Below are 17,189 nucleotides of genomic sequence, written 5' to 3' on the forward strand. Positions count from 1 at the left end.
AAAGGCGACTCTCTTCTAATAATAAGTCCGCAGCAAGCGAAGCTCAGACGTTGAGGATACTTGGTATGCACCTACCGTACTTGGAATAAGTACCGTGTCTCCTTTTTTAAGTAAAACAGGCTCAAATCCCTCACCCGATAATTCTCCTGCACCATCTGCAACGACTAGCACATCCGGATTACCTACCTTACCTAACTGTAACGTATGCAATCCATCTCGAACGATCATTTTCTCAATTATAAAATAAGGGCAAGTCACCAAGTGCTCATGTGTCACCTGATCATTATCTACAATCATATAACGACGATCATCCGTCCCAAGATTAACCTCTTGCTGCTCATCGCCATAACGCATCACATCTGCTGCCTTCTCAATATGCAGCTCGCGGTGCTTGCCATCCGCTTCTACTCGATTCCAATCATACACACGGTAGGTCACATCGGATGTCTGCTGAATTTCAATGAGTACGGTTCCTGCCAATAAAGCGTGCATCGTCTGTGCAGGTACGAATACAATCTGATCTTGCTTCACGGGTTTATAGTTCAAATAATCTTGTACTTTGCCATCCCGTATTGCCTCTAAATAATGTGCCCGATCAGTAAACGAGTGCCCATAGTTGATCTTCGCGCCCTCATCCGCATCTAGAATATACCAAGCTTCGGTTTTACCATAATCACCTTCATGAATCTGAGCATAGTCATCGCTTGGGTGAATTTGCACAGATAAGTCATCAGACGCCTCGAGAAATTTAATAAGAAGCGGAAACCGCTTTTGCTGTGATTGTCCCAAGTAGGCATCTGGGTACATCTCCGTTAGTTCAACAAGCGACTTTCCTGTTAATTCACCATTAACAACCGTACTCGTACTGCTCGGATGACCCGATAATACCCAATACTCACCAATCTTCTCTTCACTTGTTTCTCCAAACCACTCTTTCAACTGACTTCCACCCCAAATTCGCTTGTGTGAAAGAGGTGCAAATTTAACTGGATATACCATCATATACACATCCTTTATATTAAAAAATCACCTTAATTGAAGTTTCTTGGCGATGTAAGAATGAGCGCTGCCGCACCAATCAGTCCAGCATCTTGGCTTAAAAAGGCAGGGACAATTTCCGTCATTCTACCCGCAGGGTTGAGTGCAAATTGCTGTACATATTGCTGCACCCCTTGGAACAAGGAATCACCCACCTGAGAAACACCGCCGCCAATAACAATTTTTTCTGGATCGCATATATTAATCAGGCTTACGCAGCCCATTCCAATGTAAGTGTAGATGGCATCAATGAATTCCATGATAACAGGATGCTTTTCCTCATATAATTTGAAAATATCTTTAGTCGAAAGATCTTCCCCCATAATCTCAGAGCCTCTGCGTGCAATTCCTGTCCCTGATGCAATATATTCAAAACAACCTTTTTGACCACAGATACATGTTCCATAAGAAGGATCAATCATCATATGACCGACATCGCCTGCATTGCCTCTTGCTCCCGTTACAAGCTTACCATCCAGATACATACCTGCGCCAATTCCTGTACTGATGGTTAGATATACAAAGTTGTTGTTCCCTTGGGCTGCACCCTTCCATTTCTCCGCCAGTGCACCAGCGGTCGCATCATTCTCCATTCGAATTGGAAGGGAGAACTTCGCCTCGAATAGCTCCACTACCGGAATATTCACCCACTGCGGCAAATTCGGCGGGCACGCTATCATTCCTTTACTCGTATCGAGCGGACCCGGTGCTCCAATCCCAATTCCGATGTATTGATCATAGGAAATTTCAGATTGGTTCATTAAATCATGCACGCACTCACTCATACGATCGATCATGCTCGCTGGAGGAATTGTAAGATCCGTTGGTATTACTTTTTTAGCAATCACACTTCCCTCTTCATTTACAAGTCCGATTGCCGTCTTTGTTCCACCAATATCGATGCCAATTGCATATTTCATGATGCAAACCTCCTGTTCCTTATAATATTCTGCATCCTTATACCAAAAACCTTGAAACGCAGACAACATAACACATCTTAATCACTTCCCTATTATCTAATATTCAGAAAATTATAAAAATTGTTTGACGGCAATGATACAGCCCCTTAAACTATTAATAATACCAATTTTTGCAAACAAAAATAATATGTTTTGAGAGGGGTAATGAAATTGAAAAAGAAATTGGCTCTCACTCTTTTACTAACCTCAGCTCTAATTGCAGTCGCGGGGTGCGGCAGCAAAGAAACGAGCGGAAGTGGAAAAACCTACAAAATCGCAATCTCGCAAATCGTTGAACACCCATCCCTAGATGCAACGAGACTAGGTTTCTTGGCAGCGCTTAAAGAGGCTGGAATCGAGGACGGAAAAAACCTAAAAGTCGACTACAACAATGCGCAGGATGACCAAGCAAACAACTTATCCATTGCACAAAAAATTGCTTCTGCTGACAATGACTTGGTACTCGGTATCGCTACACCATCTGCTTTAGCTATCGCAGATAAAGTTAAAAAAGCTCCAGTCCTCTTCGCAGCCGTTACAGATCCTTTAGCTGCTAAGCTTGTAACTAACATGGACAAACCGGGCGGCAACATCTCGGGAGCAGCAGATACGAATCCAGAAGCAACGACACAACTCGTAGAATTCATCGCTAGCAATTTCCCTAAAGTGAAAACAGTCGGTCTTGTTATTAATGAAGGAGAACAAAATGCGGTAATCATGGCGAATAAAGCCGAAGCCGAGTTAACAAAAAAAGGGATCAAATTGATTAAAGCACCAATAACGAACACTTCCGAAGTTAAGCAAGCTGCTCAATCCTTAGTTGGACGCGTGGATGCGTTCTACATCACACTTGATAATAAAGTTGTAAGTGGTGTAGATACGATTCTTCAAGTTGCAAAAGAAAAGAAAATTCCTTTCTTCTCCAGTGACCGTGATACGGTTGAGAAAGGTGCTTTTGCAACAGTTGGATTTAAGTACTACGATCATGGCTACCAAGTGGGGAAAATGGCAGTAGAAATCTTGAAGAATGGTAAAAAACCGGCTGATATGAAAGTTACTTTACCAGATAAGCTTGATCTAATCCTTAATGTAAAAGCTGCAAAAGATCTTGGTATTCAAGTTACAGATGCGATGAAAAATGCTGTAAAAGATAAAGATAAGAACATTATCCAATAAGGTACGGCATTTAAAAGGAGTGAATGTTACATTTGTTCACTCCTTTCTTTTTAGGAGGAATACATAATGGGCGATGCAATACTTGGAGCAATTGAACTTGGACTCCTTTATGCCATAATGGCGCTTGGCGTGTACATTACATTCCGTATATTAGACTTTCCAGACTTGACTGTCGATGGCAGCTTCGCAACAGGTGGAGCCATCGCTTCGGTCATGATTACACATGGATATTCGCCATGGATTTCAACCCTTGCAGCGATTGCAGGAGGACTTCTTGCAGGTGCTTGTACAGGACTTCTTCATACAAAAGGTAAAATTAACGGACTGCTCTCTGGCATTCTGATGATGATCGCACTTTATACCATTAACTTACGAATTCTAGGCAAACCAAACGTTTCACTTCGTGGATCCGATACGGTGTTTACGCCATTCTCAGAGTCTGGCATCATGATGTTACTCATTATTATCGCAGTTATCGTAATTAAGATATTACTTGATTCATTCCTACGCACGGATCTTGGACTTGCCCTTCGTGCAACAGGGGATAACGCCCGCATGATCCGCAGCTTCGGTGCACATACAGATAACACGACCATTATTGGCGTTAGCTTATCGAATGGACTTGTTGCACTATCCGGTGCGCTCATCGCACAACAGTCCTCTTTTGCCGATAGCTCGATGGGTGTGGGAATGATCGTTGTGGGTCTTGCATCTGTCATTATCGGAGAGGCAATATTCGGAGCACGTACCGTCTTCCAAGCTACACTTGCCGCTGTTCTTGGTTCAATTGTATATCGGATTGTCGTCGCAATCGCCCTACGTTTGGAATGGTTCGAAGCTTCCGATCTTAAGTTACTGACAGCTATTATCGTTATTATCGCACTCGTCCTCCCTACTGTTCAGCGTTCCATGAAACAACGCAGCTTGGCAAAAAGACGTTCTGCCGAACTCTTAGCAGCAATGTCACAAAAAGGCAAGGAGGTTAAACGCTGATGCTGCAAATTACGAATACCTCCAAATTATTTAATCCCGGTACACCTGATGAGAAGACTGCATTAATGAACGTTAACTTGCATTTACACCCTGGTGATTTTGTAACCGTCATTGGGAGTAATGGTGCAGGTAAATCAACGCTTATGAATATTATCTCAGGCGTTATTACCCCAGATGTTGGGCAAGTTCATATTGAAGGAACTGCCGTTCAACAGCTCCCTGAATATCAACGCAGTCGCTGGATGGGACGGGTATTCCAAGACCCGATGGCCGGAACTGCACCCCGAATGACCATTGAAGAAAATCTTGCTATGGCTTATGCTCGTGGGAAAAAGCGTGGACTAAGCTTCGGAATCACCTCCAAGAAACGCTCCTTTTTCTATGATGAAGTAAAACGCCTCGGTCTTGGTCTTGAAAATCGCCTTCGCGCAAAGGTCGGGCTGTTATCTGGTGGTGAAAGGCAAGCACTTAGCCTGCTCATGGCTACATTCACGAAGCCGCAAATCTTGCTGCTCGATGAACATACTGCTGCACTTGATCCAGCTCGGGCTGAACTCATTACACGACTAACAGACAGCATTGTGCGTGAGTTGAAACTTACTACATTGATGGTTACGCACAACATGGAGCAAGCCATCCGCTTAGGTAATCGCCTGATTATGATGGATAAAGGACGGATCATTCTGGATGTACCGCCAGAGCGCAAGAAAGACTTAACCGTGCAGCAATTGCTTGGCGAATTCGAGCAAATTAGTGGTCATAAGATGTCCGACGACCGCGTCGTTCTCGGGTAAAATGAAGAAACCTTCTACGACAAATTGTCATGGAAGGTTTCTTTTTTATAACCATTTCTGAAATTGTAAATGGATGGAATCCATAACAATAATGTTACGCTGCATACTCGGGATTGGCACGAGTCTGTTATATTTTCGAATACGCTGATTAATTTCATCTAGCCCTTGCTCGATAACTTCCACCGATTCCTCAGACTCGATCTGTTTCATCACAACTTGAATCAGGTCGCGGATTTCATGTTGAAGCGTTAACCATACGGGTAATACATTGGCGTTACTTAAGACACTGCCAAGTGGATCAAGAGACTTGATCTCAAGAGGTCTTCCCTTACCACTTAAATTCTCGTACCCGCCATTTTTCTCGAAATCCGAGAAAATTTGGCTTAGTACATCACCTGATCTTCGTTCATACAAAATGGTCTCCGCCGCATCCTCACGAACTTCAGATTTCATTTCCCGCTTCTCATCACTTTTAAAAAAAATGTCCATCTCCCCCATTCAGAAGTTCGACTGCACCTTATGATGAACCGTAAAAGTAGATTCAATCTTACTCCTATCGTACACAAACAGGCAGTCAGAATCATCTCCTAATTGGGGGAAATAATGTCCATTTTTTGACAATAACTACTTATTGCAGCGCACTCGCAAGTCGGATTAGGATATCCGCTTTTTCGTCAGAGATTTTCTTACCTTTTTGTGCAGAGACTTCGTTCATGTAAGCTTCATACTGACCGCGTAACAATTTTTTTTGCAGTGAATTGACGATACCTTGCTTGCCTGGACCTGTTACAAATTGATCTGTTAGCTTAGCAAGAATCCTGCTATTCACTTCTATGGTATAGGATGCAGTTTGAGTTGTGACGTTACCAGCAGCATCTGTCGCAGTAGCTGTAACTTCATGAGTACCAAGTTCCAACTCGTAACCAAATGCATGCACAAGTGGTCCAGAACAGTTGCTGTTTGCTACGCCTGATATCGCATCCTCAGCCGTACAGGTGAGATTTACCATCTGATCGACCTCAAATGTGCCCGCTCCTGCGATCCGGACAACTGGGGCTGTTTTATCAATCCAAATGTTCAGCGACTTCACAGCTTCCAGATTGCCTGCTCGATCCGTTGATCGATAGGCGATAGAATGCTTGCCTTCCGTACTGATCGTGACAACCCCATTGTAAGGTATCCAAGTTGTTCCACCGTCCAAGCTGATGTCCGTATGATCAACGCCAGTTCCTTCGTCAGTTGCGGTAAGTGTAATCGTTACATCTGTCTTGTACCATCCATTATTCGCAGTCCCATCTATGTGAGCTACAGTCACTGGCGGTACGATATCGAGGGTATTGTTCAGTGTGATACTATTGCTCGCCGAACTTTCGTTATGAATGCGATCCACTGCCGTAATCACATAGGTGTATACCTGACCCGCAACTGCTGTATGATCCACGAACGTTGGCGTACTTCCTGCTTGCTTGCGAACTTTCGCCAATAGGTGTGACGGATCCTCGATATTGCCAGCCTGGTTTCCATCAAAACGGTACACCACATAATAAGCAGCATCATTCGTTTGTTCCGAGTTCCATTGAAGTTCCACACCTGCTGCACTCGAAGTTGCTTTCATTAGTTCAGGCTGCGCTGGAGCAGTGTGATCAAGCCACGGCATTGTTGGCACAAGTGCTTGATTTTTATAAATTTGATTCGTTAATCGATCTGAGAACCCGAGTAGATTCGCTTGTAAACTTTTTGCACTGAAGAACATACTGCCTTTAATTTCATTAAAATTACGATTGTAGGCAATCTGATTCGGCATCTCATCTGGATTTAACCAGGCGGGGTCACCTGCACCAATACGGTAAGCGGCATGACCAATATAAAGCTGCGTCTGGCGTCCTTGTACTTGCGTTCTCCACCAATCTGTTACTTTTTCATAAGCTGCTGGCGAATATCCAAAGTACCAATACACTTGTGGTGTAATATAGTCGATCCATTGCTCCATGACCCATTTGCGAGTATCTGCGAACAACGCGTTGTAACTCTCAAGTCCGTTCGTGTCTGAACCGTTCGGGTCACTGGATTTATTTTTCCATATACCAAACGGGCTGATACCAAATTTCACATAAGACTTCGCTTGCTTAATCTGAACAGATAACTGCTGAATGAACGAATCGACGTTATGATGTCTCCAATCTGCCTTGTTCGTGAAGCCTGCTCCATACGCTAAATACGCGTCATTATCTGGGAAATCCACACCTGATACTGGATATGGGTAGAAATAATCGTCAAAATGCACCGCATCAATGTCGTACCCATTTACAACTTCCATAATACTTTCCGTAATAAATTGACGAGCTGCAGGAACCCCTGGATTGTAATACAATTTCCCACCATAGCTCACAAGCCAGTCTGGATGCTGCCGTGCAGGGTGGTTGGCAACTAATTTATCTACCTGATCCTGCATACTAACTCGATACGGATTAAACCATGCATGGAACTCCATATTGCGTTTGTGAACTTCCTCGATCATGAAGGCAAGTGGATTGTAACCAGGATCTTTACCCTGAACACCCGTCAACCATTCTGACCAAGGGCCATAATTAGATGGATAAAAAGAATCCGCTGTCGGCTTGATTTGCATAATAACAGCATTAATGCCCTGCGCCTCTAGATCATTGAGCATCTTGATATAATCCTGCTTTTGCTGTTCTGCATTCGTAACCCCTTTGGCTGGCCAATCGACATTATCCACAGTTGCAATCCAAGCTGCTCGCATCTCACGTTTTGGTGGAGCTACTTGGTTATTCACCACCACAATGAAATCACTTGTCTTCCCACTATAAGATGCCATAATCCGTGTAGCCCCCACTTTCTTCGCCGTTACAATGCCGCTTGCATCGACTGAAGCGACGTCTGAGCTGCTGCTTGTAAACGTGACGCCACTTGTAAGTTCAACAGGGGCATTCATTAGCGTGTAAGTACCCAATACCTTCGCTTGGCGTGATTCGCCTACATCCATCGCACTCAGTCCGGTTAACTCAATCTTTTGTAGGACAGGTACAGGATTCGTAACTGTTAATATATATTGGATGGAGCTGCCTGCAAAAGAAACCGTAATCGTGCTGGATCCTGCCTTTACAGCTCTGACTACACCCATGGTGTCAATCATAGCGACATTCGGATCGCTGCTCTGAAAATTCACTCCACTACTAACTTCAAGGGGCTGACCTATGCCTGTATAAGTCGCATAAGTTCTGATATTATTCGTCTGCCCGACTTCCAGCTTGTTCGACACCGCTAGTTCTATTTTTTGTGGCAATTGTGGCTCCACACCCACTGTCAATGAGAACGCTGCTTGAGGCGCATTGCCATAATCCGCAGTTATCATTGTTGTTCCCGGTTGAAGCGCAGTTACCGTACCTGCTGCATCGACCGTTGCAATATTCGGGTTGCTACTTGCATAGATAACCCCACTTGATTGGGCAACGGGTTCTACACCACCATCATAAGTTGCATAAGATTTGATCTGTTTCGTCTCGCCAACTTGCATCGGTGTTAATCCGACCATATCGAGACCATAGACATTTGTATCGTTATAAAATGCGCTTAAGTGATCAAAGTAAACCGTTCCTGCATTCTTGTTGTTATCTTTCGTTTCCACAATATAAATTTGGTTCAATTTAATTGGTGTTTTCAAAGAACTGGGTACGGAGGTCGTTACATATTTCCAACCTGTCCAACTCAACCCATTGCTTGATGTGAAATCAACTGTCAACTTCGTTCCTGTTGAATCTTGAATTTGACTGCGCAGCCAGTGATTATTGCCATCACCGTATACCCACATGCCGATCTTTTTCGGAAGTCCATCAATCGATCTTCCCACCGAACCATTACTGTCCTTCAAGTTGATATAAGCAGCAGAAGTGCCCAATTGACCTGTAAAATCATAAGACAACCCGACCGCATGATAACCATAGCTAACAGGGTCTGGTCTGCTAGATAATACGAGATTCACCGAGTTGGCCTTTGCTGAAGATGGCGTCATCACTGACGCTGAGGATGATTCAAATTCTTCAATTATTGCACTCGCCATTGATCCTGTGATTATGGCCGATCCAGCATCCATTTCCTCGGCCAACACAACTTTTGAAGCGCTTACAAAAATAGGTGATAACGTACCGAACATCAACATAATTGCGGTAAACAACATGAAACCCTTACGTTTTACTTTCGAAAAAGCTAACACAAAGTTCCCTCCCCATCATATTGGTTATCATCGAGTTAAGAGGAATCATCCCTCTTATCCAAGAGTATAGGCGATAACGGTATAAAGGTAAATAAAAATTTCACATTTTTTAGTTTATTTTGAAATTTAATTTCAGATATAGGCTTGACGAATATCTGCCTCCTCCCTATAATTATGACACTTTTACCATTTTACAAATTTGATTAACCATTTGGTTAATCGGAGGTGATTTCTATCCAACATATAAAGCCTTGGATTCAAAAGCATACAAGCGTCTTCTTTTCCGAGTACAACGAGATGCTTTGCAGCTTACATGTACTGTATCGTCCTGATCATCATCCCTATCGGATTGAATGGGCGCGAGAAGTACAAGCTCAGCTATCTCCTGACTTTTTAAAGCAGCTGCAGCATTATGGAGATCTCACATATGAGTGGTTTGCTTTACTTGGATTCAAGATCGAGAGTGATGCCAAACGCACAATTGAGGATTGGATTGATGCACTGAGCCGCTTACCTGATGCGGAGTTCGTGATGCTCATTTTGAATCAGAAATATACCCTAGCGCAGGTTATTTCATGGCTGCAAGGCCGCAATCAAAAAGAGTGGGAGCAGCTCTTATCCGAGCGCGAAAAAGAAGCCTTGCTTCATCCAGCAAGAGAGCGTAGGCAGCTAACCGATTTTTTACGTACTTATGTAGATCTCATTTTCCAAAAAGAATGGGCTGCGATCAAACCATGGCTCGCTCGCGCAGAACATGATTTTTATGAGCAATTCGAAAAATCGCCCTTACAAGCGTTGGAGCAACTGCATCCACGTTTATTTTTCAAACCAGATGCGATCTATGCCCAGAAGGCAACACTGTATCGCTGGCCTTATGAAGAGTTAAGAAAAATTAAAATTCGTGCGTCGACATTCGTTCACCCCCATCTTTTAGTGGGATACAGAGACGGTACGCTTTCTCTCCCACTCGCAGTCGAAGTACCTAATCGAATTAAAAATGAAGAAGTACCTGCCGATCTACAGCGGATGTTCAAGGCGCTATCCGACGGCACGCGGCTAAAGATTATACGTTCCCTATTTCTCCAGCCCCATTGTACACAGCAGCTTTCGCATATTCACGGCATCTCTGAAGCAGCAGTGTCTAAGCATTTGAAGCTGCTTATGGCAACGAAATTTGTAACAACGGAGCGTAAAGGGAACTACATGTTTTATAAGTTGGAAGCCAGAGAAATGGAAATGGTCATCGTCTATTTGCGCAATTTCCTCGAACAATGAAAGGGTGACTTTATATGTGGCAAACCATTCGCGCAACAATCATACGCAATCAAATTGCAAATATGAGGGCTTATCCTTGGTCGTTTACATTCGGTCATATTTTAAGTGGGTTATTCATCGCCCTTACTTCCTTTTTCGCCTATCATTATTTCATTCAAAAACAGCTTGATCAGCAATTTATCGTATACACAGGAACGAACGACTACCTTACTTTCGCTATTATAGGGGGGCTGCTCAATAGCATGTCGGTCTCTGTCATGATGAACGTATCACGTGCACTCATTACAGAATGGCGGGAAGGAACGCTCGAAGCCTTGCTCCTCTCTCCCTCACATCGAACCGGGTATTTGATTGGCACAGGGATTCAACAGTTATATCGCGTCATCTTGGAACTTGTTCCGGTCATTCTCATCGGACTGTGGATTGGAATGAAAGTCCCTGATGCACATTGGGGTTCGTCTATTATTGCTATACTGCTCTTCTTATTCGCATGTTTTTCAATCGCGCTGGTACTAGGTGCAATCATGCTGCGAACAAGAGATACATATATCGTGCAAAATACGCTTTTTTCCATCTTAGTACTCATTTGTGGATTCCAGTTCCCGACGCAATATTTACCGCAGCCACTGCAAGGGTTCGGGGAAATATTTCCGTTAAAAGGGGCGCTGCACTTGCTTCGTGATAGCTTGATGACGGGAACTCCAATCTGGGAGCATCCGCAAGAAACGCTGCTTACTTGTATGCTCAGTATGATATTTATGATAGTCGGTTTGATCAGTATCAAACGTGTAGAACGAACAATATTTGAACGACATATGGCTTAGGAGGCGAAAAGATATGATTAAAATTGACAATGTGACAAAAGTATACGAGCAATCGAGAAAAGTTGGCTTTTTTAAAAAGGTGAAAGATCATAAAATCGCTGTCAATCAATTAACAATGGAACTGCACCCTGGAGAAATCGTAGGTTTGCTTGGTCTCAATGGCGCAGGAAAAACAACAACAATTAAGATGCTTTCTACACTCTTAACCCCGACTAGTGGAACGATCACTATCGATGGACAACCAATTGAAGAAAACCGCCTATCCATACAGCGCAAAGTAAATATGATTGCTGGCGGGGAAAGAATGCTGTACTGGCGGCTAACAGGACGCGAGAATTTGCATTATTTTGGACGTATGTACGGGCTACCAGAACCTGTAATGAAGAATAGAAGCCAAGAATTATTGGAGGAAGTTGGACTAATAGATGCAGCAGATTTACCTGTGGAAAAGTACTCCAAGGGGATGAAACAACGTTTGCAAATTGCTCGTGGTCTCATGAACGATCCGAAATATTTATTTTTAGATGAGCCTACACTGGGTCTCGATGCTCCTATTGCCAGACATCTGCGAAAAATGGTCAAACAATTAGCCGAGCGCAAAGGCAAAGGGATCTTGCTGACGAGTCATTATTTACAAGAGGTTGAGGATCTCTGTGACCGGGTTTATGTCATTAATCGCGGGCAACTCATGCTAGCAGGTACTCCTCAAGAGATTGTTCGTCACACATCAGGGGATCAAATCCTTCAAATTCAAGTGGAACACTGGCATGAGGAGTTACGAGGCGCTATGGCAGTTGAAATGCGGTTGCCGATGGATGCGATTGTTGTAGATGCACAATCAGACAGCGTTTCTGGTACTCGCTTAACGATTCGGACAGATTCAACAGACCAGCTCGTCCCACGACTTCTTACTTGGTTAGGATCACGGGGACTCAACGTGATGAGTCTTAGTTCGGAGAAGCCAACACTGGAAGATGCGATTATCCGAATATCGGAGGGAGTGGAACATGATGAGCGTATTTTGGCAAACGCTTAGAGCTGAGCTAATCAAGCAGCGAAGTGATGCTTTTAAAGGACGCGCGATTTTTTTCTCACTTTTACTGTGGCCAATTGTACACTTTGTTTCCGATTACTACGCCATGAAACCTTATCGAACGGGCGCTGGTTCTGCAATCAGCCAATTTCTCCCAGATGGGAATGTTGGCTTATTCTTACTCAGCGGCGTGCTGATCTTCCAATTGTTCTGGACCGTGGTGCAATCTGCGTGGACATTTTCAAGTGAGAGACAAATGGGGACATTGGAACTTATATGGCTCACTCCCGCTTCGAAAATTGCCGTTCTATTCGGAAGATCGACGTATTCCCTCTTCAGCGGCATGTGGATGTTTGCGGCATTCTCGGTGCTTGTTTTCGTATTCGTTGCTGACTTTAATCAAGTATTGTGGGGGTACTTTGCCATTTCCGTTGTTTTATCGTTCATTTCCGCACTCGTGTGGGGCGTATTCCTCTGCTCCATCTGTTTATTTTCACGAGATTCCGGCTTTATCTATTACATGTTCCAAGCTCCAATGAGCCTGTTCGGTGGTGTACGAATACCTGTAACGGCGTTTCCGATGTGGGCCAAAATATGCTCCCTTCTTTTCCCCGTCACTTACAGCCTATTTCTGTTACGGGAAGCAATCGGAGGCAGTATTAGCTCATCTTGGTGGAACATGGCTGCAGCACTAATTGTGCTGAATGTGGGGCTCATCCTCATCACCATCCGCATCTTAGGGAAGGCTGAGAACCATGCTCGCAAGACAGGAAATTGGTCCATGTTTTAATCAAGACGATTTATAAAAAGAGCCCACAGTATTTGAGCACTAATCCTCATTACTGTGAGCTCTTTCACTCTTTTATGGAGATTCAACCGCCTCAGCTCGAACCGGCTTGTCCTTTTGTTTCTTTTGCAACAACTTACCCACAACAATAACTGTGATAGCAAGCAAAATCGGAAGCACGTAGTGGAAAGCGGGATGAAACGTCTCCATACGGGATTCGATCACATGTTCACTCATGATCATCTCTCCAGACGTAAACCCTAACAACGCAACACCAAGCATAACAATGATCGGGAATCGATTCATAAGCATCATCAGAAATTTACTGCCCCAGATGATCAATGGAATACTAATAGCAAGTCCCAAACCGATCAGCAGAAGATTTCCGTCAGCTGCTCCTGCAACGGCAAGCACGTTGTCCAAGCTCATGATCAGATCGGCAAAAAGGATCGTTTTGATTGCCGCCCCTAGATGCTGGCTGGAAGATATATTCTCTTCCTGCTCTTCATTCATCATTAATTGGACGGCAATCCATACTAACAGCAGCCCGCCAAGCACTTGAACGAACGGAATTTGCAGCAGCCACACCGCCACAAAAGTTAAAATCACACGCAGCACAATGGCACCGAAGCTGCCGAAAAATATTGCTTTTTTCTGATGCTCAGCAGGCAAATTTCGGCAAGCAAGTGCAATAACGACAGCATTATCTCCACTCAGTACAATATTGATCAACACAATCTTCAGTAAACCCAATAATAATAATTCTAGTTCCATACCGATAAGGACCTTCCTCTCTAACTCCTGAGACAATAAGTCTGCCAGCAAACTAAAGATTAATACTACACTTAATTGTTTAAATTGCAAAGTTATAAGCAGCAAAGAGAAATAAAAACGGAGCCCGCTCGTTTGTGCGGCTCCATTTTTGTTGTTTCAAAATAGGTTTCAATTACCCTTCCGCTACATCTGCTCCTAACTCGCTTGCGATCTCCATCATCACGGGAATCACAGCTTCATTGGAACCTGATACATAAATATCTCCCTCATAATAGCGGAAAGGAATTTGAATATCACCATGATTCCACATGAAGAACTCTCCCTCAATGGACATAGTCGTCTCACCTTTCACTGTAAACACAGATGTATAGGTGAAGTCAGGTTTGGATGCAAAATACGCTTTGCATTCTTCTAAAGTTATTGTTTTTGTTGAATCGTTATTTTCCTGAAACGATCTTGTGATGATATAGCGTTGAGCCAATTTAAGATACCTCCCATGATAAACGCATTGCATTCAATCGTCAGTTACACATTAATTACACTTACTAAACCCACAGTTTGAACAGCTCTTGCATCCTTCACTGTTTATGAGCGAAGCACTTCCACACGAAGGACACAGATCAAGCGAAGTCATCACAGACGCACTTTCTGAAGCAGCGGATGCTGCCCCCACTCCCATCGACTCAACTACTGGTTGAGGGATTGTTGCTGTAACCTCTCTCGCCGCAGACAAATACGGCGATGCACTCTCCGCCATATAATCCGCATGCGACTCCAGCGCTTTAGCTACCGCATCGGCAATGGACTCTACGCGATTAGCTCCAAAGCCAATCGCACCGGAACCACCTATGCCTTTCAAGTGCTTCACGAGCAGCTTCACTTTATTGCCATGATCCCCATAACGTAAGAATAACGAGCACACGCGGCCTAACGCTTCTGCCATTGCAAAGACGTCTGAACCTGCTTTACCTACATTCAAGAAGATCTCGCTTGGCGTTCCGTTCATATCGTTGATTGTAATATAGGCCATGCCGAATGGCGTATTGATCTTATATGTCGCGCCGCGCAATATTTGAGGACGACGTTTGTACTCCTTATCGACTACATTGTCAGCCTCACTAACAGTAGGCTCTTCAGCTTTGGTCTCTACCTTCTTCTCTTCATCCTTCTTGCTCTCGGACGTAGATAACACCTGCACATCGCGGCTTCCGTCCCGATAGATCGTAACCCCTTTACAACCTAGCTCGAATGCCAACTCATACAGCTGTTTCGTATCTTCAACCGTGAAGTCTGCCGGGCAGTTGGCAGTCTTCGAGATCGAGGAATCGACCCAACGTTGAATCACTGCTTGTACGCGGATATGATCCTCCGCAGACAACGTCATTGCTGTCACGTAGTAATCCGGCAGTTCCTGACCTGGATGTGCATCACGCCATTCTTGCGCAATCGGCACATATTGTTTATCGAAACCTAGACGACTCTGACGGAAGTATTCAAAAGCAAAGTAGGGTTCAATCCCTGTTGAAGTGCCCACCATCGTGCCTGTACTTCCAGTCGGCGCTTGTGTAATAACCGTTACATTACGCATCCCGTTTTCTTGAATCGCTGTACCTACTTCTGGGAAAGCATCAAGCATATTTTTCATAAATCCGCTTTGTAGGAATTGATCTGCAATAAAGTGTTGGAACGAACCTTTTTCACCCGCAATTTCCGCCGAGGACAGGTACGCTTCTTTTGCCATAAAACCATATAGTTTATCTAGGAATACCATCGATTCTGGTGATCCATAGCGAATTTTCAACTTAATCATCAATTCAGCAAGACCCATTGTACCCAAACCAATACGGCGTTCACCTTGTTGATTGACCCTATTTTCTTCAAAATGATACGGTGTCTTATCGATCACATTGTCGAGGAAACGCACCGAGTAACGAACTGTACGTCCAAGGTCTTCCCAATCTACATCATGCTTCTCCGCATTATAGAACTTGGACAAGTTCACCGCAGATAAATTACATACGCCCCATGCTGGCAAGCCTTGTTCCCCACACGGATTCGTACAAATAATCGGGTTAAAATACCATGAGTTCGACATATCATTATAGCGCTCCATGAATACAACGCCCGGCTCTGCCGATTTCCAAGCCATTTCAATAATCGTATGCCACACTTCACGTGCACGAACGGTCTTGTACAGCTTCACTTCTTTGCCAAGTGCTTTCCAAGCGTCCAAGTTACCGTCCCACATCTTATCATAGTCAGGGTCCGTTGTATCCGGGAATACAAGCTCCCACTCGAGGTCTTCTTTTACGGCCTTCATAAAACCATTACTTACGCAAACCGATAAGTTCGCATTCGTAATCTGACCCATTGTGGATTTTACCGTAATAAAATCAACTAGATCTGGATGCCAGTCATTCATCATCAGCATAAGCGCGCCGCGGCGGCTGCCACCTTGCTCGATTAATCCTGTTGTGTAAGAGAACAATCCGCCCCATGACACTGCACCTGAAGAAGATCCATTTACACCTTTTACAATCGCACGACGCGGACGCAGTGAAGATAAGTTAATTCCTACACCACCGCCGCGTGACATGATTTCAGTCATCTCCGATAAAGTCGTCATAATCCCACCGCGGGAATCGTGTGGAGATGGTATGACATAGCAATTAAACAATGTTAATTCATCACTGGCATCCGCACCTGCAGCAATACGACCACCAGGCACCAGCTTCCAATCCTCAAGAATATATCTGAATTTGTCCGTCCATTCCTTCTTCTTCTCGGGTGTTGTTTCTACAGATGCCATTGCACCAGCCAGACGATCCCACAACTGGGATGGGGAATGCTCCACATTTAACGTCAACTTCTCAACATGAGAGTCGATCACTTCTCCTGTGCGAAGCTTTACTTTAACTTGCTTCCCCATTCGCTCAATGACCTCACCTACTTCTTTGGTAGGAAATTTAGGATCATCTTTCGTTAAAACAAGGACCGTATCTCCAACTTTCGTGTTGTTTGTATCTGCATCTTTCAGTGCATAGCGATCCAAAAAAATCTTTTCACTCAAACCCTCTAATTGTTTCATTTGCATGGTTCCCATCGTGGCAACACCCTCCCAAAGAAAAATACAAGACCAACAATATAGCATAGGACAACCTTTTTAGCAATAAACTCTTTATGTAAAACACACTATATATAGATCTTTTAATCATTATATAACACAATATATTGTGTCGCTAGTCCTCGTTCCATGAAATAACAACATGTAAGTCAAGCAGCAAATACTTTTTCTCTTATTT

The 17,189-nt window shown here is 43.9% G+C and carries 14 protein-coding genes; 7 read left to right on the forward strand and 7 right to left on the reverse strand.

The annotated features are described in order from the left end of the window. Positions 1-15: 15 nt before the first annotated feature. Positions 16-1,002, reverse strand: a complete 987-nt coding sequence (locus ACSBOP_RS14850) for a type I phosphomannose isomerase catalytic subunit (protein ID WP_442601306.1) — start codon at positions 1,000-1,002, stop codon at positions 16-18. Positions 1,003-1,031: 29 nt separating this feature from the next. Then, positions 1,032-1,958, reverse strand: coding sequence for an ROK family protein (locus ACSBOP_RS14855; RefSeq protein ID WP_442601307.1), 927 nt, complete (start codon positions 1,956-1,958; stop codon positions 1,032-1,034). Positions 1,959-2,168: 210 nt separating this feature from the next. On the opposite strand from ACSBOP_RS14855, the gene ACSBOP_RS14860 reads away from it, so the two are divergent. The 3 genes from ACSBOP_RS14860 (at position 2,169) to ACSBOP_RS14870 (ending at position 4,960) form a co-directional block, all read left to right on the forward strand. After that, the gene (locus ACSBOP_RS14860) at positions 2,169-3,173 is read left to right on the forward strand and encodes an ABC transporter substrate-binding protein (protein ID WP_442601308.1); all 1,005 of its coding nucleotides are present in this window, start codon (positions 2,169-2,171) and stop codon (positions 3,171-3,173) included. A 66-nt stretch (positions 3,174-3,239) separates the two neighbouring features. Next, complete coding sequence (locus ACSBOP_RS14865) at positions 3,240-4,166, forward strand: ABC transporter permease (RefSeq protein WP_442601309.1); 927 nt, start codon at positions 3,240-3,242, stop codon at positions 4,164-4,166. Continuing rightward, entirely contained in the window at positions 4,166-4,960 is a 795-nt protein-coding gene (locus tag ACSBOP_RS14870) for an ABC transporter ATP-binding protein (RefSeq protein ID WP_442601310.1), read from the forward strand. The genes ACSBOP_RS14865 and ACSBOP_RS14870 overlap by 1 nt, the downstream gene beginning before the upstream one ends. Positions 4,961-5,005: 45 nt before the next feature. Here ACSBOP_RS14870 and ACSBOP_RS14875 read toward each other — a convergent pair whose 3' ends face one another. Both ACSBOP_RS14875 and ACSBOP_RS14880 read right to left on the reverse strand, forming a co-directional pair. Beyond that, positions 5,006-5,449, reverse strand: a complete 444-nt coding sequence (locus ACSBOP_RS14875) for a DnaJ family domain-containing protein (protein ID WP_442601311.1) — start codon at positions 5,447-5,449, stop codon at positions 5,006-5,008. A gap of 139 nt (positions 5,450-5,588) precedes the next feature. After that, positions 5,589-9,194, reverse strand: a complete 3,606-nt coding sequence (locus ACSBOP_RS14880) for a family 10 glycosylhydrolase (RefSeq protein WP_442601312.1) — start codon at positions 9,192-9,194, stop codon at positions 5,589-5,591. Positions 9,195-9,491: 297 nt separating this feature from the next. On the opposite strand from ACSBOP_RS14880, the gene ACSBOP_RS14885 reads away from it, so the two are divergent. Genes ACSBOP_RS14885 through ACSBOP_RS14900 form a run of 4 tightly spaced genes read left to right on the forward strand, consistent with a single transcriptional unit; the run spans position 9,492 to position 13,116 of the window. After that, positions 9,492-10,469 carry a metalloregulator ArsR/SmtB family transcription factor gene (locus ACSBOP_RS14885; protein ID WP_442601313.1) on the forward strand — a complete coding sequence of 326 codons (978 nt, stop codon included), beginning with the start codon at positions 9,492-9,494 and terminating at the stop codon, positions 10,467-10,469. A 14-nt stretch (positions 10,470-10,483) separates the two neighbouring features. After that, on the forward strand, positions 10,484-11,293 hold the full coding sequence (locus tag ACSBOP_RS14890; protein WP_442601314.1) for an ABC transporter permease: 810 nt from the start codon (positions 10,484-10,486) through the stop codon (positions 11,291-11,293). Positions 11,294-11,306: 13 nt separating this feature from the next. Then, a complete protein-coding gene (locus ACSBOP_RS14895; RefSeq protein WP_442601315.1) occupies positions 11,307-12,329 on the forward strand; it encodes an ABC transporter ATP-binding protein in 1,023 nt (340 codons plus the stop codon). Beyond that, the gene (locus tag ACSBOP_RS14900) at positions 12,301-13,116 is read left to right on the forward strand and encodes an ABC transporter permease (RefSeq protein ID WP_442601316.1); all 816 of its coding nucleotides are present in this window, start codon (positions 12,301-12,303) and stop codon (positions 13,114-13,116) included. The genes ACSBOP_RS14895 and ACSBOP_RS14900 overlap by 29 nt, the downstream gene beginning before the upstream one ends. Positions 13,117-13,188: 72 nt before the next feature. Here ACSBOP_RS14900 and ACSBOP_RS14905 read toward each other — a convergent pair whose 3' ends face one another. From ACSBOP_RS14905 to ACSBOP_RS14915, 3 genes are all read right to left on the reverse strand, one after another. Beyond that, the gene (locus ACSBOP_RS14905) at positions 13,189-13,887 is read right to left on the reverse strand and encodes a TerC family protein (RefSeq protein WP_442601317.1); all 699 of its coding nucleotides are present in this window, start codon (positions 13,885-13,887) and stop codon (positions 13,189-13,191) included. Positions 13,888-14,059: 172 nt separating this feature from the next. Then, on the reverse strand, positions 14,060-14,368 hold the full coding sequence (locus ACSBOP_RS14910; protein ID WP_442601318.1) for a hypothetical protein: 309 nt from the start codon (positions 14,366-14,368) through the stop codon (positions 14,060-14,062). 51 nt (positions 14,369-14,419) lie between these two features. Continuing rightward, positions 14,420-16,990 (reverse strand): adenosylcobalamin-dependent ribonucleoside-diphosphate reductase, encoded by a 2,571-nt coding sequence (locus ACSBOP_RS14915; RefSeq protein WP_442601319.1) that lies wholly within the window; start codon positions 16,988-16,990, stop codon positions 14,420-14,422. Positions 16,991-17,189 lie beyond the last annotated feature (199 nt).

It is taken from the genome of Paenibacillus sp. KN14-4R (genome assembly GCF_052180255.1).
Taxonomy (GTDB): domain Bacteria; phylum Bacillota; class Bacilli; order Paenibacillales; family NBRC-103111; genus Paenibacillus_AM.

What these genes read in the sequence shown, in the direction of transcription:
- ACSBOP_RS14875 (WP_442601311.1), bottom strand. Translation starts at nt 5,449, where the DNA reads ATGGACATTTTTTTTAAAAGTGATGAGAAGCGGGAAATGAAATCTGAA.
- ACSBOP_RS14850 (WP_442601306.1), bottom strand. Translation starts at nt 1,002, where the DNA reads ATGATGGTATATCCAGTTAAATTTGCACCTCTTTCACACAAGCGAATT.
- ACSBOP_RS14900 (WP_442601316.1), top strand. Translation starts at nt 12,301, where the DNA reads ATGATGAGCGTATTTTGGCAAACGCTTAGAGCTGAGCTAATCAAGCAG.
- ACSBOP_RS14855 (WP_442601307.1), bottom strand. Translation starts at nt 1,958, where the DNA reads ATGAAATATGCAATTGGCATCGATATTGGTGGAACAAAGACGGCAATC.
- ACSBOP_RS14885 (WP_442601313.1), top strand. Translation starts at nt 9,492, where the DNA reads ATGCTTTGCAGCTTACATGTACTGTATCGTCCTGATCATCATCCCTAT.
- ACSBOP_RS14895 (WP_442601315.1), top strand. Translation starts at nt 11,307, where the DNA reads ATGATTAAAATTGACAATGTGACAAAAGTATACGAGCAATCGAGAAAA.
- ACSBOP_RS14905 (WP_442601317.1), bottom strand. Translation starts at nt 13,887, where the DNA reads ATGGAACTAGAATTATTATTATTGGGTTTACTGAAGATTGTGTTGATC.
- ACSBOP_RS14890 (WP_442601314.1), top strand. Translation starts at nt 10,484, where the DNA reads ATGTGGCAAACCATTCGCGCAACAATCATACGCAATCAAATTGCAAAT.
- ACSBOP_RS14915 (WP_442601319.1), bottom strand. Translation starts at nt 16,990, where the DNA reads ATGGGAACCATGCAAATGAAACAATTAGAGGGTTTGAGTGAAAAGATT.
- ACSBOP_RS14870 (WP_442601310.1), top strand. Translation starts at nt 4,166, where the DNA reads ATGCTGCAAATTACGAATACCTCCAAATTATTTAATCCCGGTACACCT.
- ACSBOP_RS14865 (WP_442601309.1), top strand. Translation starts at nt 3,240, where the DNA reads ATGGGCGATGCAATACTTGGAGCAATTGAACTTGGACTCCTTTATGCC.